This is a genomic window from Thermoactinomyces sp. CICC 10522, assembly GCF_016055075.1.
In the GTDB taxonomy this organism is placed as follows: domain Bacteria; phylum Bacillota; class Bacilli; order Thermoactinomycetales; family Thermoactinomycetaceae; genus Thermoactinomyces_A; species Thermoactinomyces_A daqus.
In genome coordinates this window covers 17,297-34,724 of record NZ_JAECVY010000018.1, presented here as the reverse complement: position 1 = coordinate 34,724, position 17,428 = coordinate 17,297, and the positions used below count along the sequence as shown (strand labels likewise).

Below are 17,428 nucleotides of genomic sequence, written 5' to 3'. Positions count from 1 at the left end.
TACTGCATATTAAATTTCCTTTATCTGTTTATTCCCCTGAAATATACAACCCCTAGCCCTTTTCTCATGAAAAGAGCCAGGGGTTTGTCATCAGCCTCAGAGGACCTTTGCGGGTCCTCTTTTCATTCAAATAAATTCAGTTGTTGGGCCTGCTCAAACATCCGCATAAATTTCCCCTTCGGCATCACTTCGCCGGCCAGCCTCATCCCATCAATCTCGACGATCCGGTTATATGTACAGCTCACTTTTCTCACGGTGACGACATCAATCCTGGCCTCTACACCCTCATATGGTGTGCCCGGGCGACCGTACCATATCTCCCCTTCCTTCATGCAATCCCCCCTATTTGTTTTTCTTCGCCTGCAAAAGAAAAATCCCTCCCGATCATCGCCGGGAGGGAAGCGGTCATTCACAGTCAAACTCGATCGTTTCGCGTAATTTTTCAAGCGCTCGGCGTTCTTCTTCAGTCAGGAAGTGCTCCTTTTCTTGTTCTTCAAGGCAATCGATCTGTTTCTTAATCCACTCTTTTTCGCGTTCCATCCCGTTCCCTCCATGGATGCGCTCCCGATCAGGAGCCGCGTTTCATATTTTTCAGTGCACTTACGAAGGCGGTGCGAGCCTCATCCATTGCTGGAGAGTTTATCCGCCTTTCATACTCCAAGTACTGCTGCTCCTCAAGCCAACCCGCCTGGTCGGCGTCTACGACCCAAGCGGGTTCTTCGTTGTTGTTCCATTCCTCCCATTCAGCTTTCCACTTTTCATAGAGGACTTCAGCCTCTTTTCGTTCCTGGTCACTGAGGCCCAGTTCTTTGGCAAAGAGTTCTTTCGCTTCCTCGAAGGGAATAGGATTTTCATTTTCCCACTGACTAACCAACAAAAGCGTTGACCTTTTAATTCCGTACACTTTCTTCAGCTCTCTAGAGGACATATAGCGTCCTTCCCAATTCACCCAATGTTGGATCTCCTTGAACTCCACTAGTAAAGTAGCAAATTGATTCTTTCTCAATTCACTACATTGACTCCGGCGAAAAAGTACCATCATGTTCCTCCTCAGTAGGTTCTTTGTGGTTCGCCAAGCGCCAGCTCCAGCGCCCGGCGGTTGAATTCTCCTTCGGTGATCCGCTTTTCTGCGTACGCCTCCAACAATTCCATCTCCGGTTCGGTCAAATGCATTCCCTCTTGTTTCAAATTTCCGATTGCGCCGCGTATTAGTTGATTCATGTTTCTTCCCTACCGATATAAGACCTGAGCACCTAGAGCGACGTACTGATATCCAGATTTTAAAGTCCCTTTTCTTTTTTCTACTTCATATAAAGCGCGTTTTTCTGCTCCTTGTTGATCAAGATAGTCTGTCAAATTTAATACTACCGGGGCAGTAGCAATGATTTTGCCTGTTGCTTTTTCTTTGATACCCACTTTGATTTGCCAGTCACAACTTAGCATTTTGATCATCCTTTCATGTGATATAATGAAGATCCATATGTTTTTCCAAAATCCCTTCCGGATGCCGCCGGGAGGGTTTTCATTTAAAAACCAAACTCCCTTTCCAACTCCATGATCACTTCAGACAATGCCTTGATTTCCCCTTGAATAAGTAACCGGATGGCTTCACCATCTTGCTTTGTGTAGCTCTCATTGAGTTGTGCCTCAAGTATTGCCTTTTTTGATTTTAATCGCTGCCAGAAATCTTCTACTTTTTTTAACCTGATGTGCGTGGAAGCCACTGATTTCACCCCCTTTTGCTGTTTTCGTTAACAATTGTATAACATACGTTAACAGTAGTCAACATATTTTTCAGAAAAAATTGCACAAAAAATAGCCGGTCATTTTGACCGGCATAAAAAGCAAGATTCGCGGATATACTAATAAGATATCCAGAATCGATTTAGAGGGGTCTAGAAGCCCCGTAGAGCGACGAAAATTACCTCGGGGTACATTTACCTATCCCTAACCCGAAAACACCCTTAAAATCGAAGATTTCTACACATCTATAATCGCTTTTTCTTCGTGATCTCGTTATTTACACGCTCAACACATGATTCTAGCCTATTAACAATTCGCTTACCAGTAAACCGGATGACGGTCCACCCGTTTTTCCTCAAAAAGCGATCCTTTTTTCGATCATGTTCCTTTTGTTTTGGCGTGCTGTGCCACTCGTGACCATCGCATTCAATCGCAATCTTATACTTTGGAATCGCGATGTCAATTTTATAGCGCCCGCATGGCTCCTGCGTTCTCATTTTGTATCCTTCAACCCAAAGTCGATTGTAAAGCCTTCGCTCGATGTAGCTTTCACACTTCAACAGCTGAACATCTACCCACGGGAAACGCCCCATTCGAATCTGTTCCAATGCCAAGCTAATCACACGAAAGGGTAAAGTGATTCGATGTATACGCAACCTCCAACGCTGTTTTAGTCTCCTGAGCCACTTTGGCCGCTTTCTTCTCTTTCGGATGGTTAATCACTCCCAGGGATAGATTACAAAGGGAAAATGTCCTAGACAGTCCCCGTTTCCTGTTCTTCCCGTTTCCTGTCAGCCATCCGGTCGGCATAAAAAATCAGATTCATGGATATACTAATAAGATATCGAGAATCGATTTTCAGGGGTCTAGAAGCTCCGTAGAGCGACGAAAAAACGACAGGGGTACATTTATATATCCCCGACACAAAACACGCCTTATAAACGAAAATTTCTACATGTTTCGATCTATTGTTGCTCTTCTTCGCTCTTCAAACGGTAAACATCAAGGATAAGGTTATTAGTCACGCGCTCTTGTTTCCTTACATCATGCCCAAGGCTAATAATGGCTGTGTGAGCGTCTTTTACTTCATTTCCAACTTTCTTCAAACTTGTTTCAACTTGGTCTAAACGAGATTCTACTCTGTCTAATCTATTTTTGATATCGTCCAAATCGCCTTTCAAACTAGCTCTTACAGCTTCGGCTAATTGAACCGCCAGCTGATTAACATCGATTTCTGCCACTATTATCACTCCTCGCAAGATCAATTCTATCAAAAGCGGAAATGTCCTGGACACTTCCCATCAGTTTCCATCAAGGGTTAGCTCCTCTTTCGTTTGGTCAATCTTTTGTTTTAATCCTTCAATTTCTCTCTCCAGCTCTTAACTCAATTGAAGAACCGGACGTTTAAACCCACGCGTTCGTTCCTGCGGTTTTATTTTTAGTTTGCCATTCACCTTAATAGACTTAGCTTGGAATACTTCTCTGACAGGAAGTCCATTTTCTTTTTCGTCGAGCGTTTTGATTAAAAACGATCCGATACCAGGAAGCCAATAAGTTCTAAACTCTTTATTCTTTCCAACAATTACAGCATGTTCACGGAAATCATTTACAAATTCCAGCTCGTTGTCATACTCTGTTTTTTGTTCAATCTTTTTCATAACAGATTTATCTACTCGGATGAAAGTCCGCAAATATTCCGGCTGATTCCGGCTACAATCGATACACGCCAAATGCAAATCTTCAGGTTTATCCTCTATCTTGGCGGGATTAACCGGCAACCAACGCGCAAAACGCTTGTCCATGGCTCTTTTGCATACCTCACAGCGCCCATCTTCCGCTTCCCAGATGGCTAACCGTGTTTCATCCGAAATTTTTGCTTTGGGTCGATGTTTTTTTGGTGGTTTCTTGCTTGGTCTTTTCTTCGTCCCAAATTGGACTGGTACTTCTTTCAGCCCTAATTCTTTAGCAGCCAGATAGCGAGCAAAACCATCTACAAGCATATTGGTTTTCGGATGGACAATAATTGTTTGATCCAGTGTGCCTGTTTTTTGTATATGCGCCTTCAAAGACTCTATCTTTTCCCTGCGAGGCATTGTTTTTTTGAAAGACGCAGGAAACAATATCTTTGATAATGCGATAGTTTGCTGTTTTTTATTCATAAAGTTCTCCTCCGTACAACTCAGGAGAGCAGTCCTTGCCGCTCTCCATTCGTTTCCAGCGCATCAAATAACCGGGGTTTTTGGTTTAGAACTTTTGTTCATTCGCTCTATTTTCGCTTTCAACTCTGCTACTTTCCGTTCCTGCTCTTGCGGATCAATCGGTTCTTGCTGTTGGCCGCCTTCAAGTTGGAGTTTAAGCATTTCAGGCAAATCACTGTCAGATTTGTACCTTCTCGTCATTTTCTTTACCTTTGTTGCAACAAAGTTTCTCCATCCATCAGAAATGAACCATACGATTTGTGGTGATTCATGATAGTTGTTTTCTTTGACGGCAACTATGTACTTGCTGGCCAGCTCTTTCATTTTTTCAAAAGAACCTATTTCAGCCAATGCATTTAGATAGGTTTGATAGTGTTGATCGTGTTTCTTGATGTCCTGTCCGCCTGCATTCATAAACAGGATTCGTAGCTGGAGGTATTGAGCATCATCATCATAATTCTTATTTTGATTTGATATAGATAAAGTACCTATTGATAGTCCTGCGTTTTCAGGATGCTGAAAAGCAGGATGCTGAAAACCGGAAACCTGCTCAGAGCATTGAAAACTCTCTGGTTTGCCATTTTGGGAAACCTGCTCAAACCCTTGATTTTTCTCTGGTTGCCGGTTTTGGGAAACCTGCTTCATTTGTTCCTTCATTTCTTTGATCTCCAGAGCGGCTACCGTGACGTCTATCAGATCATCCTCTTGGTGATCCGCCATGTACTTCTCCCAGAGATCTAGGTCAATGTGCAGATCCTTGGTGGTCGGATACTTCACCGGCTCCTCGTAGACAAAGAATTCATAATCCTTGACTTTCCCATCTTTCCGGAAGGCCACACGAACGATGTAGCCGGCCTCCTTCAATTCGTTGATCCCCGAACGGACCGACTTCTCTCCATCTGTTTTGCTCTTGATGATGTGATCCATCCGGAATTCCCAGCCGTCAGGCTTGCCGACGAAATAAGTCATCAGACCGGTCGCTTTCCACGACAGTTGTGGATCCTCGATGGGTTTTCGATCAATCATGATAAATGGATTTTTCCGCTTCATTACACGGCCTTTGTCAGCCATAAAAAATCCTCCCCCTGTCGCGGCCACTACCCGCGCCAAGAAGAGGATTCGCACTCGTCTGTTCCGCTATTCATCGCGCAATTCGCGCAATTCCCCATTATTTTAACAAAAATAGATGGTTGCCAAAAGGCAAATTGGCGGGTAAAATGGGAAGTGAATAGTTGAATATGCGGAACGGAATGCGGCTCATCTCTTGGCGGGGATCGGAGCCGTTTTTCCGTTTCATTGGCTCAATTCTAGCATTGATTGGTAGAATCAGCAATAAGAGAAAGAAGATTGTGACGCTCGCCGGATCGCCCGGGAGCGTCTTTTTTCATGATGCCTTCAGCCCCAACTCTTCTCTCAGTTCATCGAGGGCATCACGTGCCACCGATTGCTTGCATTTCGCGCCCTTCTCAACTTTCGTTCTACCCGGCAGATCTCCATTTTCTTGGTAGTATTCCAATGCCCATTTCTTTGCTTTCTTGATGGCGCGTTCTCGTGCTGGATCTTTCTTCCGGGACCGGACTAATTTTTTGGTCTTCTTTTTGGTAGAAGAAGCGACCGTTTTTTTGGTTTCTTTTTGGTCACTTTCTCGGTCGGGTTTTTGGTCATCTTCTTGGTCAATATTTTGGTTGCTTTCATGAGTGATATCATGGTTGGTTTTATGGTCGTTTTCATGGTAGGAATCGTGGTTGGTTTCTTGGTCATTTTGGTGGTCATTTTCTTGGTTGGTTTCATGGTTGATTTCGTGGTTGTTTTCTACCGCATTTTCGACCACTTTTTCTACCACATTTTCTACCATTTCTGGTACCGTGTTTTCTACCACTTTGCTTACCGCATTTTCGCCGGAATTTTGGTTATTTTCTTCGGTGGTTTGCTCTGTCAAATCCGTTGATTTTTCTGGCTCGATTGCTTCCGCTTGGGATTCATTTTCTGGTTGGATTTCTGGTTTATTTTGTGGTGCGTTTTTGCTTAATTCTTGGTTGGTATTTTGGTCGTTTTCCCCCTCGTTTTTTGGTTGGTTTTCTACCGCGATTTCCGACTCTTTTTCAACCGCATTTTCTACCAAAATTTCGCGGTCATTTATTACCACCTTTTCGGGTTCATTTTCTACCATGTTTTCAACCACTTTTTCTGGTACGTTTTCGACCACATTCGCTACCACTTTATCAACCATTTCTGACCCATTTTCGACTTCATTTGGAACCGAATTTTTGACCATCGATTTAACCACTTTTTCTTGACCATCTTGTACCATCGGTGGATGGGTTTTGGTTTGGTTCAGGTACAGCTGGATGGCACGTCGGACATCCTCGATCGTCAACCGGTTCCTTTGGATGATTTCCAACACTTTGGTTTCGTCCTCTTCCGCAAACTCGTTCAAATAGCGAAAGGCGAGAACGCCTTCGGTGATTATCAAAAGAACCGGGGTGGCGCCACCTATGATTCGTCCTGTCCAACTGTCTGCCATTCCGGTGATATTCGACCATTCCACGAACGCGATTCCCATGATGAAACCCGCGATGGAGAACATCAAACCCACGATAGCGAAGAATCCGCTGGGTTTCTTCTTTTTCATTAAGGTTCCGGTCAGGGTAGCTGTCGAAGAGATAAATACCACCTCAAACATCACCACACCGATGTATTCCAACCCGCCAGTTGCACCCGCCCGACGGAGTAACTCTATGGAATGGAAAATGCTGAAAGCGATCGTCCCGATGAGGATAATGACGGTGGACAATTCGATCAACAGCCCCACAATGAAAGCGAATAGTTTTCGGATATTCGTATAGATCGCGTCGAACAAATTGACGCACATCGGACCAAAGTCAGCGATAAGATAACCCAATTCATACAAACCACAAACCAGCAGATTCGGCGTCCTCCGATGGCGAGGATAATATCCTCTATGATATCGTTCCATTGCTTTTTGTCGCTTTTTTTGATACCATGTCATCGTTTCTATCAACTCCTTCTAAGGTGTTGGTTTGCCTTGGGCGATGTGCGGATCGTCCAGGGCCTTATGTTTTTTAAAGGAAACTTATCTTCATGTAGAAATTTATTCTCTTGATTTCGAATAAAAAGCGGAAACTCTTGTCACCACTTGTCTAAAAATCATATGTGTTTTCAGAAATAAAATCATCATGGTCGGCATTATCCGCGAAGTTAACTGCCATCTCTTCCTCCGGATTTTCATCAGTAGCTGATACTTCATCATTAAGATTAGTGTTCAACGCTTTAGATGGCTCCCTCATGATTTGGACCAGCAACAACCCCAACATTCCTTGAGTCATATCATTACTCAGCCACTTTTTTTCCTCCGCCGTGATCGGGATTCCTTTTACTCTAGCCAAGATATATTCTTCATTTTGTTGGCTTCCTAGGCGGACTTTGGCCTCTTTCTCAAACGCCTCATACACAAAGCTAGACAACTCTTTTTTTCCTAAAGAATTCAAATACGCTAGAAGCCAATCTGGGGTTTCTTTGGGCAAACGCCAATACATTAGATCGCCGGCTTCGACTTTCTTTGCTTCTCCATCTTGTGCTCTTCTTTTTGCCATTCTCTTCACCACCTTTTGTTTGAAATCAGACTCAACCCTGCTGTTACAAGGTTGAGCCGAATTCAAAATCAACCTTGGTGAACAGCGGCATCTTGATACAGTCCATCCTCACGTGATTTTCGAAGAAGTGTCTTGTGCAACGAACGGGCAATGCTCCACTGGGCACTTTCTAGTGTTTCCGGAACAAAGACCCGATACGTTCCTTCAGTTTTCAATTTCAAGTTGATGTCATCTTTGTAAACCAAAGCTCCTCCGTTTACCTGTTTGATGGAATCCTTCATGAAGTAACTGGAGCCACCGATGAAGATCGTTGCATGGATGTCAGAATGGCCGTTTTCATAGTAGTTCTCAATCACACCATGAACTTGCTTGGCTAGATCCAACTGCTTGTCTTCCAAAATGGTTTGGATTGAGACTTCACCCTCGCCAGGCACTTCAATCATATAACGTTCATTCACGTCAGAACGGGTTGCAACCTCAATCACATCTTGGTTTGATTTGAAGGAATAAGAGTGCTTCCTATAAATTTCATCCCGCACAGTTAGCAACATCGGGTTAACCCCGTATTTGTAACCTCTGCCATTTACAACGTTACCTTTATCAAATAACGTAGCATCCAGATCACCGCCGCCCCAATCCAACAACAGGATCTTATACTTTTTGAAATCATCAATCATGCGACCGGTCCGATCACTACTGGTTGAAACAAATCCCGCATACCCTTCCGGCATTAGATAGATTTTTGAAAAGGTAAGATGAACCTCCAACCCATCGAACTCTGGCGTGTTCAAGAACCGAACGATATGCGGCCCGGTTTTCAATCTCATCGCGTACTCTTGCGGCACACCTGGCGTTGTAATCTCTTCAATCGGCAAAGCCAGAGACGTCACAACATCCACATGCAATACTTTGTCATCGCCAGGCTCGAAATCACGTGCAGCTTTGTAGGCGTGAGATGCCAACAAATTGATGACTGTGTGATCACTTTTATATTTTTTATTTCGTTTTTTGGCCTGTTCTGCTGATCCGGCATTGATAGCGGCTTGTCCCACCAAAAAACGTCCTTTTTTCCCATACTCTTGCAAAGCCTCCGACTCGATCTCGAAGCGCAGACAATCAATCAATTCCAGATCATGTGCAATGACGCGAAGATCCACATCGCTTTTCACTGGTTTGATCGCATTCGGAATCTTCAATGTATCTCTCCCATCAAAGCCGAAAATGAATTTCCCATCATAGTTCCCCAAGTCCGATGCGCTAAAGATTACTTTTTTCATCATTTTTAATCGCCCCTCAATTCAATTTATTTTGCTCAATTACTATTTTAACTTTTTTGTTAAATAGATCAAGGTCTTTTAACAAAAAAGTTAAAAGAAACTCGACAAATAAAAATAGCAGCATCTCGCTGCTATTTGCCAAACCAACGCCAAAATCCTTTTTTTCGGTGCTTGTCTCGGTTTAATGTAGCCGTAATCTCCTCTAATCCCTGCCGATATCCCTGTTCCTGACGTGAGATTTGCTCCAAGATAAGGCGTTGGTTTTCCTCGATCCGTTTCTGTCGCTCTGTCATCTCCTGCAAAATCTGTCTAAATGCAGAAAAGGTTTCTCCTATTGTGGCCGGCAACGCTGGATCTTCACTCTCGATACGCATGATCATTGGTCTGCTCTCCGCCAGTCGCCTCTCAATTTTGATCCGATCCCATCCCTTGTCATACATCTGGCGAATTTGCTTGATTACGTCAATTGATTCTCTATGTATCTCCGTAGGTCTCCCTGGCTCTTTTCTTACATTCACGTAGTTTCCATGGTTGGTCACATACCGTCTAAGTGTACGATCAGACATTCCCAATAAGTTCGCCATCTCTGTGAATGTCAGCCACTCTTCCATATTGTCACCCCTTCTCCTCCTAGCCACTCATTTTCTCTGCTGTCGCCTGTCAGACACTTGTCACAACCAATCCCTTTATAAAAGGATTTCAGGCAGCAAAATGTCAAAAGTTTGTCTCATAGGTTATATTAGCTGTTACACCATTTTTTTCCTTTGAAACGAATTGATGTCGCTCACTTGTCAGTCACTCGCCATGAAAACCAAAGTAAATTAGTTGCATATACACACTTCAAAACAGTTTGTAATACAAACAAATGTGCAATTCAAACAAACCCCTTTTAATAAAAGGATCTTCCTATTCAGAAGATCCTCCTGCGGCTACTTCTTTATAAACTTGTACAATTGTCTTGTAAGCATGGTTCCACTCAAGTAATTGTTGGCGGAACATCTCTGTATCCTTAATCCTCATAGCTAATTTTACCCTTTTCTCACAAGTGGCTAATACATCGATTAATTCAGGATCAAATTGCTGAGCCCACTTCTCAATATCACCATATTCCTTTTTAAAGAAATCGATGGTCATCTCATACTCCATTTGATTCAGCTCATCATCCCAAGGAATAGGCTCCTGTTTTTGCTCATCCCCCAAACTTCCCACTTTTATGAAACCCGTGTTCACCCAAACCTCGTTCAAGTCTTTGCATCCCTGATACACTTCTTCATCCAACCAGTATACTTGCTTGCCACGCAGTTTGGCTTCCATCGCAAGTTCCTTCCACGCGCGGCTACCGGTAGCATCTTGGTCAAGACAGAAAACCAAGGTCTTCGACTTTAACCATTCCCAGCGCAAACCATTTGCACCAAAAATGGCGATAGAATTGGTATAACCAGCACTTATTAACGACAAGGCATCAAACGGCCCCTCGCATATGAAGATGGTATCTTCTTGACATGCTGGCGCATTGAATATCCCCCGCGGGCCCGGTAAGTGAGTATGCTTCAATTTAACAGGAACATCGTCAACACCGATCGCACGGCCATACAAATTCACCACACGGCCATCCAGATCGGAGTGGGGGAAAACGACCCGTCCCCTTTTCCAAAACATGACCGTTTTCCCATTTTTCTTGTTTGGCCATTCGTTTGGTGGACAAAATCCTAATCCATACTTCTTGGCCACTTCCGGTGAAATGCCACGCCATTTAACATACCTTTCAGCGATACTTCCATCAAAGCGGAACTGAAACACCTCCGCTGCATGGCTCCAATCGGTGAAATCTGTACCTTGCTTCCATGCCAAACTTTCTTTAGAATAGGTTTTGTTCAACATAAACGAAGGTCTTGAGGAGCGCAGATCCTTGGGACCTTTTTTATTTTGCCGCTGCTCTTCTTTCCATTTCTCCGTTGCCTCCACAGTGAATCCCTGCACACCACACTGCCAACAGGAAAAAAAGCCATTTTCAGCATTTAATGCAAAACTTAAGCTACGATCCCCCCCATGAACAGGACAATACAAACGAACCCATCCGGCACGATTAATCTTGTAGTTGAACTGATTTCTTGGATAACCAAAGATGTCGGCTTCAGAAAGCCCCTTATAATACCCATTCTGAGTTCTCCAGTTTGACACCTTAATCACCTCTAATCTTGCTCACGAAGGATACCAAACTCAGGTCTAAATACTAAGTCAATCCGTCCCTTATCTCCAAAGCGATTTTTTTCCAAGTGAAGATCAACCATTCGGGCAGTTCCGCTACCAAATCGGTCCTCAGACTTGGTTAAGAACATAGCTGAATCCGCATCATATTCTAAATCTCCCGATTCTTTCAAAGATGAAAGGCGGCTAGTCCCCTGTCCCATACGATTTTGTGATGAAATTACCACCATAGGACTTTTCAACCGTAAGGCTAATTCCCTCAGCTCTGCTACCAATTCGCGAACTGTATGGCGGAAATCACCATAGCTATTTTCTCTTTGGTGAGCTGCCCAACGCTGTAAATAATCCACAACGATTAAACATTTATCTTTTCCTGTCTTTTGCATAAGTTGGAGGGCTTTTGCCTTCAAATAATTAACAGTGAGCCTTTTCGTTCCCTGGATAAAGTGGAGATTTCTCATCTGAGGACCATATTGCTGAATAGCCGGTTTAAGCTCTTCTGGATTGCCCCATCCTTCAGAATAACGTTTGATGTTCATCTGTGCAGCTGAGCATAGACACTTAAGAGTAAGGCGATCAAGTGATTCTTCAAAAGACACGAAAATAGCTGGATAACCATTCTTTGAAACTGTCCGGGCAATTTGCAAAGCAAAGGTGGTTTTCCCCTGCCCTGGCTCCGCAGCAAGTAAATGAATTCCTTCTTGCAATCCCCCTAGAAGTTTGTCCAACGTCGGGATCTCTGTTGCCAAACCTACAGCTGTACGCCCCCTTTCCTTGAATGCTTGGTGGCGTTCGGTCAACTCCTTCATCAAATCATCAAATAAAGACGGTACATTTATCATCTGTCCCATTTGAACTTCACGAATAGAGTTTTGTACTGACACCAAGCCTTGCTCAAGATTGGAAATCAATTCTCCAGCGGGCGCATCACTATGTAACTTCTGTAGTGAGTCTTCTAGGAGAAGCGCAGCTACTCGTTTTTGATACAGATCAGCAATACGTCTGGCCAATGCTTCCGGATCGTGGACGGGTGGTTGATTCAATTCAATGGATGGTAATGGTTGCTCCATCTCGATCGCTTCAGCTAACATGCGGAAATCTTTCTGAAAATAGGTCCAAGTATCTACTGGTACCGAATCGATTACTTCATAAAACACATCTGGATTGTGATAGATCGTAGCTAATAACTGTTCCTCTGCAGTTGGATCGGTAAACTGGTCAGCGATGGAAAATTGTCTTGCCATTTCGTTTGTCCTCCCTTTGCATTTGAATGCCGAACCGGATCGGCTCGGTAGATCTTATTTTACACGCCGCCCGCGACTTTTTCAGGAGCGGGCGCGGGAGTAAAGATAGTAAATATAGTAAGGAATGCAAAAAGAGCGAAAACCGTTGAAACCATTGGCTTAAAAATTTTCATTGCCACAGGATAGGGTAGACTTTGCCACAGGATAGGGTAGACTTCGCCACAGGATAGGGTAGACTTTTTGCAAATTGAGCCGGTTAAGCAAAACCTAAAATGCAGTAAAATCAAGGTGTTTGAAATTGAAACTGAGTCTATTTTGCATTTTTAACAATTGCATCTGCAAAAAGAAAAAACCCTCTTTTGCAAAAGAGGGTTAAACGTCATATCTTTTTAACCATTGTTCGATAATCGCTTGGGTCTTTTTCCTTGGTTTGGATTCGGCATTTTCGATCCTAGAAATCGTTGAAACGTTAATTACATGACCAGTAACTTCTTCAATTTCCTTGCAGACCTGTTCCAAAGTTAAGTTGTTTTGTTCTCTAACTTTACGTATATTACCGCCGATTGAAGATTGACTCACAGTAGTACTCGCGTTAGATTTTGAAACTGCATTTGCTGCTGTGGCAAGCTCAGAATAAGCCTCTAAAAGTTCAGTAGGCGGAGTGACTTCAATCTTCCATTGCTGCCATCCTCCTACTATATTTTGCCACCAGCCCTTTTGTCCTACAATTTGTTCATCTCCATCTATATACTTCCAATCTTTGATAACACGATTTTTGCGTAGGTTGTTCAGAGAATTTTCTAATCGTTTTTTTGTTCTTGAGGGATTTTTTGGATCAACTTCATCTTGAACTGCATTCTCCAATAAAGTGTTTACCTTAATCGGAGCCAAAAAATTACCGGTATTGTGCCTCACTCGCCATTGGTAAGCGAAGTAGCGAGTCAAACGTTTTTCCCATTTTTCACGATAAGGGTCGAATTTAAGCGCCATTTGGCTCATCCAGGCGGTTTGACGTGCTGCCCGATCCAGAAGGAAGGGTGCGAACACATCACCGGGTCTGACTCGCCAGGCGTAAGGTATTTCTTTTCCATCATCAGCAATTTCATCAATGATTGATGAAACGACAATAGCGGTACTCCTAGCCTTAAATTTTTTCAAGAGTCTTTTTCCATTTTCCTCAGTTGGTAGTTCCATCTCTCTAATATCAATCCAAGTGCTCCTTAAAATGTTGATGTGTTGTTTGATTAACTCTTTTTTTTCTATGCTAAATCCTCCTCTAACAACACTACCATCCTTTTTGGTGCGACCACTACTTTTTTGCGGTTGTAGTCCTCTTAATTTTAAAAGTTCATCTGCTGTAACTGTAACCATGTGTTCTGGGTGTTTACAAGTAGTCAGCCACTTATATGTAACCATGTCCAGAACATCTGCAGTCAGATCGTTCATGGCCATGATGTACTTTCTCATTTTTGATTGCCACATCTCCAATTCATTCGGGTTTAGATACTCCCCTACAACATCGGGATCGGGGCGCACATTCACCACACCTTTGACATTCCTACTTTCGATTGTAACCATTGGCCAATGTTCAAATGGTGGATTCAAGTCAAATTTATTTTTGCCATCAACAATGATGTTTCTGAAAGTATGATAAGCCTGCATCGAACCTACTTGGATGAGTTGACTTTGGTCTTTTTCGTTTTTCGGCACGTTTCCTTCTCCTTTTCCCATCCAAGAAAGACGAGGTACAACAAAATTTCCTATTTTTTCCCCATTGTAGACTTCAGTAGGAGTCTATATACTGTTCTATAGGAATATGTTAGTACCAGCTCTTTCTTGGGCTGATATTTTTCCAAAAGCCTTTTGTGGTCGGACCCGCCAAAGTCGAACCATAAAGGGCTTTTTTGGTTTTTACATCAGATTATTATACCATGGAATGAGAACAAATGTTTCTTTGTTAGAATGTTGGATGAAGTCTGAAGTCATGTACGGGTGTCTACCCATACATGGCTTTTTTCATTCCAAAGGTTGTTTTTTCACATATTCAAGTAGATCTCCAGGTTGACAGCCTAATGCTTCGCACAGTTTGGCTAAAACTTCCCAAGTTATACCTTTTGCATCTTCGTGATACAAACTACGAACAGTGTTCTTGGCTACTCCTGCTTTTTGGGCTAGATCAGTCATGTTGATTTTTTGTTCTCCCATGATTCTACTTAGATGACATTTAATTGGGCTGTTCATTTGCATTGCTCCCTGTATATTTTTCCAGAAAGATTGTAACATGTCTAACCAATAATATCAACAATTTAATTTTTTGTATCAGACTATTGACCTTTTGATCAGACAGTTATACAATATGTTCAGAAGATTGATATTTTGTTTCAGAGGAGGCGCTTCATTTGGCCAAACAAGATTCAAAATCAACTGAAAAGACGCACGACAACCAACTTGTTTTCTTTACCCGGCGCGTTCCAGTTGTGAAGGCCGACAGTGACAAGAAAAATCAGATGGCTGTCATCGCAAAAGGAGGAGTTTGTATGAAAGTAAACGTTGAACGTCACGGGGAAGATCGGAGCGGTAAGTTTTGGATTGAGGGCCGGATCGGAGAAATGAGATTTGTCGGGGAGCAAACCAAGCCTGATGATCGCATGCAAATCGGGCTGAGATTTTACCCATACGATCCAGAATTTGATCCGATCCAAGCATTTGGAGCGGATACAATCAAAATCCTTCGCCGTGAAATGAAAAAGGCTTGGATGAAAACCAAACAGCCTCCGATCATTCCTTATTTCAAAGCGTCGAAGGAAATTCACTTAGTAGTCGACGATGAGAGGAAGTGACTGTGATGATCCGATTTTCGAAGGATGATAACACTCCCCCTTGGCATTAAGGAGGAAAAAATGAACCATCTACCACATGAGAGAGGCAATGTTTTTTGTGTGAACACACGATTTGGTTTTTATTATGTGAGGATTGAGTATAACCGCCAAAATATGAGTTATACAGCAAAACTCTACAATGAGTACCCGGAAGTGGAAATAAAGCTGCCGAGCTGGTTGCCGTTCATTGGCGATGAAACACTAGAGCTAAAAAAAGATCCCTTATTTCAAAAAACGTACTACCTTAGCGAAGAACCAGATGTAAAAAAGGCGGTAATGAAGACGATCTACCGCTTCGAATGGCCAAAGTATTTTGAGGAAAAGATCCTTGAAATGAACAAAAATGTGCCAATGGATTATGAACAGCTGACTCAGGAAATGCGAAAGAGGAAAAAACGCTCTGTGTTGCCAGCTCCACAACGAAAAACCATTGATCTCAGCCAGATAGAAATCCACGACTGGGAAGATGATCTGCACGATGATGAGACAGGCACTTAATTTTAATAATGTATCAAGAAATTCAAATGGGTATCAATCCATCGGCTCCATCGGCCACGCGTTTTTTCTTTAAACAAAGACCATAAACCAGAGAAAGAGATATACCTTCTATATACAAGTGATATCTTTTTGATCTCCGTTACTGAAAAAAAAGGTTCCTCCCTTTGATGGGGGAGGGGGGAGGTTGAGTAAAATCTTAACCCTAAAGGCGGTGTAGAAATGCCAAAAATTTTCGATGGTCGTGGTGTAAAAATACCACCAGTTACCATGCCGGAAATTCTTCTTGCGATTGTAGATGATTATTGCCGTGAAAAAGGCTACAAGAGGAATGAATTTATTCGCTTGGCTGTTCGTGAGTACTTGAAAAGAGAGGGGTGGCTGAAGTGAAAGATGAGTTTCGTCAAATTAACATATTGATTGAGGATTTGGATCAGCAGATAGATCGATTACTAAAACATCAAGCAAGTTATCCAACAGTGAAAGGAGATAAAGCGATTGCTCGTCTCCTTGATCAGATGGTGTTACTCGAAAACAAAATTAAAGGCCCATCAAAGACGCCGGCAAGCACCCTTTGATGAGCCAAGCTAAAACAACACATGGGAGTGTTGCTTACCATGAGCGTACAATGCCCATGTAATCGTGTCAATGTGATGCTCCCATGTTTTTTGGGAGGAGAGAATGATGGGTTTTTTCTTTACCACTGACCCCGATGAGGCAAAAAAGAAGATTGAAGAGATTGAAGAGAAGGCTATGTCGACGAGATTAGATCCTTCTCGGGTTGATACCCCTGAAGAAGGCTGGCAAATGGTTCAGAATATTAAACAGAAAATCCGAGAAGAAGCAGAAAACAAGAGCTGGTTTTGATTGGATAGATTGAGAACATTAAAGGGAGGAAAATGATATGGGGAAAAAACGGGAAGTCGGTAGCATTTGGCGCGCTATTTTTGGGGATGGTGAGGAAACTCAAGCTCAAAAAGATGCAAGAGCACTTAGCAGATTCAGCAGTAATTATAAATCCAGGGACTATGAGAAGTATATAAAACCCAGGGAAGAAGCTCGGCGGAAACGTTGGGAAGAGGCAGAAAAACAGCAGTTATCCTACTTCTCTGATCCCCCGGATATCAGTGAAGAGGAGTATCGAACCAAAATCGACGAGGCTATGAGTTTCTTTTCTCCGGGTTGGGGGGACGACGATGATGACGGCAACAACGATAATGATAATAACGGTAGCGGTTTTGGTGGTTTTGGCTGGTAATGATAAGCCCACTCTGATCAGGAGTGGGCTATATTTATCGGCTCATATGGATCACGGGGTATCAATTCCATTTCTAATAAGGTTATAAAATAATTGTACATTTGAACCCAGATGAGGGCCTTCTTAGAATCCCCTTTTTTCCGGCAATCATTTTCATTTTCTTCGATCCAACACTTCAGGTTCCAGTGGTTATACTCCTGGCTCGGATGGTCAAACCTAAAGGCTTGGAACCAGAGAGGGCCAATTTCCATAAATAGCTGGTTTATGTAAGGCTTGAATTGTTCATCATTTGTGATGTTTTCTTTGATGAGCTGTCGATCTATTTCCTTTTTTCTTTTCGCCCATACCTTGAGAAGCCTGCGTTTATCTAGATTATCCCTCATCTTTTTTCTCTTGCCCCCTTCCTGGGACTTAATGAATCATTGGCCCGTAACTAAAAACAGCGGCTCATTTGCCCGCTGTTTTGAAATGCATGTGATATAATAAATCCAAAGTTCCTTTGTCTCCACTCA

At 42.8% G+C, this 17,428-nt stretch carries 25 protein-coding genes; 6 read left to right on the top strand and 19 right to left on the bottom strand.

Annotation, left to right across the window (positions count from 1 at the left end):
* Nucleotides 1–122: 122 nt before the first annotated feature.
* The 18 genes from I8U18_RS15675 to I8U18_RS15595 all read right to left on the bottom strand — a co-directional run bounded on the left by I8U18_RS15675 (nucleotide 123) and on the right by I8U18_RS15595 (nucleotide 14,525).
* Nucleotides 123–332: a hypothetical protein gene (locus I8U18_RS15675; RefSeq protein WP_198065017.1), complete on the bottom strand. Its 210-nt coding sequence runs from the start codon at nucleotides 330–332 to the stop codon at nucleotides 123–125.
* A 73-nt stretch (nucleotides 333–405) separates the two neighbouring features.
* On the bottom strand, nucleotides 406–540 hold the full coding sequence (locus tag I8U18_RS18065; protein ID WP_255518426.1) for a hypothetical protein: 135 nt from the start codon (nucleotides 538–540) through the stop codon (nucleotides 406–408).
* A gap of 28 nt (nucleotides 541–568) precedes the next feature.
* On the bottom strand, nucleotides 569–1,039 hold the full coding sequence (locus I8U18_RS15670) for a hypothetical protein (protein WP_198065016.1): 471 nt from the start codon (nucleotides 1,037–1,039) through the stop codon (nucleotides 569–571).
* 11 nt (nucleotides 1,040–1,050) lie between these two features.
* Nucleotides 1,051–1,221: a hypothetical protein gene (locus I8U18_RS15665; RefSeq protein ID WP_198065015.1), complete on the bottom strand. Its 171-nt coding sequence runs from the start codon at nucleotides 1,219–1,221 to the stop codon at nucleotides 1,051–1,053.
* 9 nt (nucleotides 1,222–1,230) lie between these two features.
* Nucleotides 1,231–1,443, bottom strand: a complete 213-nt coding sequence (locus I8U18_RS15660; protein WP_198065014.1) for a hypothetical protein — start codon at nucleotides 1,441–1,443, stop codon at nucleotides 1,231–1,233.
* 83 nt (nucleotides 1,444–1,526) lie between these two features.
* On the bottom strand, nucleotides 1,527–1,724 hold the full coding sequence (locus I8U18_RS15655; RefSeq protein WP_198065013.1) for a hypothetical protein: 198 nt from the start codon (nucleotides 1,722–1,724) through the stop codon (nucleotides 1,527–1,529).
* Nucleotides 1,725–1,988: 264 nt separating this feature from the next.
* Nucleotides 1,989–2,336, bottom strand: coding sequence for an endonuclease domain-containing protein (locus I8U18_RS15650; RefSeq protein WP_198065019.1), 348 nt, complete (start codon nucleotides 2,334–2,336; stop codon nucleotides 1,989–1,991).
* 372 nt (nucleotides 2,337–2,708) lie between these two features.
* On the bottom strand, nucleotides 2,709–2,984 hold the full coding sequence (locus I8U18_RS15645; RefSeq protein ID WP_198065012.1) for a hypothetical protein: 276 nt from the start codon (nucleotides 2,982–2,984) through the stop codon (nucleotides 2,709–2,711).
* A gap of 138 nt (nucleotides 2,985–3,122) precedes the next feature.
* On the bottom strand, nucleotides 3,123–3,902 hold the full coding sequence (locus I8U18_RS15640; protein ID WP_198065011.1) for a ParB/Srx family N-terminal domain-containing protein: 780 nt from the start codon (nucleotides 3,900–3,902) through the stop codon (nucleotides 3,123–3,125).
* A 63-nt stretch (nucleotides 3,903–3,965) separates the two neighbouring features.
* Complete coding sequence (locus I8U18_RS15635; RefSeq protein WP_198065010.1) at nucleotides 3,966–5,012, bottom strand: hypothetical protein; 1,047 nt, start codon at nucleotides 5,010–5,012, stop codon at nucleotides 3,966–3,968.
* A gap of 313 nt (nucleotides 5,013–5,325) precedes the next feature.
* A complete protein-coding gene (locus tag I8U18_RS15630) occupies nucleotides 5,326–6,951 on the bottom strand; it encodes a hypothetical protein (RefSeq protein WP_198065009.1) in 1,626 nt (541 codons plus the stop codon).
* Nucleotides 6,952–7,102: 151 nt separating this feature from the next.
* A complete protein-coding gene (locus I8U18_RS15625; protein WP_198065008.1) occupies nucleotides 7,103–7,555 on the bottom strand; it encodes a hypothetical protein in 453 nt (150 codons plus the stop codon).
* Between the two features lie 68 nt (nucleotides 7,556–7,623).
* Nucleotides 7,624–8,835 carry a ParM/StbA family protein gene (locus I8U18_RS15620; protein WP_198065007.1) on the bottom strand — a complete coding sequence of 404 codons (1,212 nt, stop codon included), beginning with the start codon at nucleotides 8,833–8,835 and terminating at the stop codon, nucleotides 7,624–7,626.
* 128 nt (nucleotides 8,836–8,963) lie between these two features.
* Complete coding sequence (locus I8U18_RS15615; RefSeq protein ID WP_198065006.1) at nucleotides 8,964–9,443, bottom strand: phage tail tape measure protein; 480 nt, start codon at nucleotides 9,441–9,443, stop codon at nucleotides 8,964–8,966.
* A 295-nt stretch (nucleotides 9,444–9,738) separates the two neighbouring features.
* Nucleotides 9,739–11,013, bottom strand: coding sequence for a toprim domain-containing protein (locus I8U18_RS18310; protein ID WP_198065005.1), 1,275 nt, complete (start codon nucleotides 11,011–11,013; stop codon nucleotides 9,739–9,741).
* A gap of 11 nt (nucleotides 11,014–11,024) precedes the next feature.
* Nucleotides 11,025–12,284, bottom strand: a complete 1,260-nt coding sequence (locus I8U18_RS15605; protein WP_198065004.1) for a DnaB-like helicase C-terminal domain-containing protein — start codon at nucleotides 12,282–12,284, stop codon at nucleotides 11,025–11,027.
* A 372-nt stretch (nucleotides 12,285–12,656) separates the two neighbouring features.
* Nucleotides 12,657–13,994, bottom strand: a complete 1,338-nt coding sequence (locus tag I8U18_RS18305) for a helix-turn-helix domain-containing protein (protein WP_198065003.1) — start codon at nucleotides 13,992–13,994, stop codon at nucleotides 12,657–12,659.
* Nucleotides 13,995–14,300: 306 nt separating this feature from the next.
* On the bottom strand, nucleotides 14,301–14,525 hold the full coding sequence (locus I8U18_RS15595) for a helix-turn-helix domain-containing protein (RefSeq protein ID WP_198065002.1): 225 nt from the start codon (nucleotides 14,523–14,525) through the stop codon (nucleotides 14,301–14,303).
* A gap of 158 nt (nucleotides 14,526–14,683) precedes the next feature.
* Here I8U18_RS15595 and I8U18_RS15590 point away from each other — a divergent pair, with 158 nt between their 5' ends.
* The 6 genes from I8U18_RS15590 to I8U18_RS15565 all read left to right on the top strand — a co-directional run bounded on the left by I8U18_RS15590 (nucleotide 14,684) and on the right by I8U18_RS15565 (nucleotide 16,916).
* Nucleotides 14,684–15,124, top strand: coding sequence for a hypothetical protein (locus I8U18_RS15590; protein ID WP_198065001.1), 441 nt, complete (start codon nucleotides 14,684–14,686; stop codon nucleotides 15,122–15,124).
* A 60-nt stretch (nucleotides 15,125–15,184) separates the two neighbouring features.
* On the top strand, nucleotides 15,185–15,661 hold the full coding sequence (locus I8U18_RS15585; protein WP_198065000.1) for a hypothetical protein: 477 nt from the start codon (nucleotides 15,185–15,187) through the stop codon (nucleotides 15,659–15,661).
* A gap of 219 nt (nucleotides 15,662–15,880) precedes the next feature.
* Nucleotides 15,881–16,048, top strand: coding sequence for a ribbon-helix-helix domain-containing protein (locus I8U18_RS15580; protein WP_198064999.1), 168 nt, complete (start codon nucleotides 15,881–15,883; stop codon nucleotides 16,046–16,048).
* Nucleotides 16,045–16,236, top strand: coding sequence for a hypothetical protein (locus I8U18_RS15575; protein ID WP_198064998.1), 192 nt, complete (start codon nucleotides 16,045–16,047; stop codon nucleotides 16,234–16,236). Before I8U18_RS15580 ends, I8U18_RS15575 begins: the two co-directional genes overlap by 4 nt.
* Nucleotides 16,237–16,342: 106 nt before the next feature.
* The gene (locus I8U18_RS15570) at nucleotides 16,343–16,525 is read left to right on the top strand and encodes a hypothetical protein (RefSeq protein WP_198064997.1); all 183 of its coding nucleotides are present in this window, start codon (nucleotides 16,343–16,345) and stop codon (nucleotides 16,523–16,525) included.
* A 37-nt stretch (nucleotides 16,526–16,562) separates the two neighbouring features.
* Nucleotides 16,563–16,916 (top strand): hypothetical protein, encoded by a 354-nt coding sequence (locus I8U18_RS15565; protein ID WP_198064996.1) that lies wholly within the window; start codon nucleotides 16,563–16,565, stop codon nucleotides 16,914–16,916.
* Between the two features lie 17 nt (nucleotides 16,917–16,933).
* On the opposite strand, the gene I8U18_RS15560 is transcribed toward I8U18_RS15565, so the two are convergent.
* Entirely contained in the window at nucleotides 16,934–17,299 is a 366-nt protein-coding gene (locus I8U18_RS15560; protein ID WP_198064995.1) for a hypothetical protein, read from the bottom strand.
* Nucleotides 17,300–17,428: the final 129 nt, after the last annotated feature.

Excerpts from the sequence above, each read along its gene's own strand:
- I8U18_RS15675 (WP_198065017.1), bottom strand. The coding sequence starts at position 332 with ATGAAGGAAGGGGAGATATGGTACGGTCGCCCGGGCACACCATATGAG.
- I8U18_RS18065 (WP_255518426.1), bottom strand. The coding sequence starts at position 540 with ATGGAACGCGAAAAAGAGTGGATTAAGAAACAGATCGATTGCCTTGAA.
- I8U18_RS15670 (WP_198065016.1), bottom strand. The coding sequence starts at position 1,039 with ATGGTACTTTTTCGCCGGAGTCAATGTAGTGAATTGAGAAAGAATCAA.
- I8U18_RS15665 (WP_198065015.1), bottom strand. The coding sequence starts at position 1,221 with ATGAATCAACTAATACGCGGCGCAATCGGAAATTTGAAACAAGAGGGA.
- I8U18_RS15660 (WP_198065014.1), bottom strand. The coding sequence starts at position 1,443 with ATGCTAAGTTGTGACTGGCAAATCAAAGTGGGTATCAAAGAAAAAGCA.
- I8U18_RS15650 (WP_198065019.1), bottom strand. The coding sequence starts at position 2,336 with ATGGGGCGTTTCCCGTGGGTAGATGTTCAGCTGTTGAAGTGTGAAAGC.
- I8U18_RS15640 (WP_198065011.1), bottom strand. The coding sequence starts at position 3,902 with ATGAATAAAAAACAGCAAACTATCGCATTATCAAAGATATTGTTTCCT.
- I8U18_RS15635 (WP_198065010.1), bottom strand. The coding sequence starts at position 5,012 with ATGGCTGACAAAGGCCGTGTAATGAAGCGGAAAAATCCATTTATCATG.
- I8U18_RS15630 (WP_198065009.1), bottom strand. The coding sequence starts at position 6,951 with ATGACATGGTATCAAAAAAAGCGACAAAAAGCAATGGAACGATATCAT.
- I8U18_RS15625 (WP_198065008.1), bottom strand. The coding sequence starts at position 7,555 with ATGGCAAAAAGAAGAGCACAAGATGGAGAAGCAAAGAAAGTCGAAGCC.
- I8U18_RS15620 (WP_198065007.1), bottom strand. The coding sequence starts at position 8,835 with ATGATGAAAAAAGTAATCTTTAGCGCATCGGACTTGGGGAACTATGAT.
- I8U18_RS15615 (WP_198065006.1), bottom strand. The coding sequence starts at position 9,443 with ATGGAAGAGTGGCTGACATTCACAGAGATGGCGAACTTATTGGGAATG.
- I8U18_RS15605 (WP_198065004.1), bottom strand. The coding sequence starts at position 12,284 with ATGGCAAGACAATTTTCCATCGCTGACCAGTTTACCGATCCAACTGCA.
- I8U18_RS15595 (WP_198065002.1), bottom strand. The coding sequence starts at position 14,525 with ATGAACAGCCCAATTAAATGTCATCTAAGTAGAATCATGGGAGAACAA.
- I8U18_RS15585 (WP_198065000.1), top strand. The coding sequence starts at position 15,185 with ATGAACCATCTACCACATGAGAGAGGCAATGTTTTTTGTGTGAACACA.
- I8U18_RS15580 (WP_198064999.1), top strand. The coding sequence starts at position 15,881 with ATGCCAAAAATTTTCGATGGTCGTGGTGTAAAAATACCACCAGTTACC.
- I8U18_RS15570 (WP_198064997.1), top strand. The coding sequence starts at position 16,343 with ATGGGTTTTTTCTTTACCACTGACCCCGATGAGGCAAAAAAGAAGATT.
- I8U18_RS15565 (WP_198064996.1), top strand. The coding sequence starts at position 16,563 with ATGGGGAAAAAACGGGAAGTCGGTAGCATTTGGCGCGCTATTTTTGGG.
- I8U18_RS15560 (WP_198064995.1), bottom strand. The coding sequence starts at position 17,299 with ATGAGGGATAATCTAGATAAACGCAGGCTTCTCAAGGTATGGGCGAAA.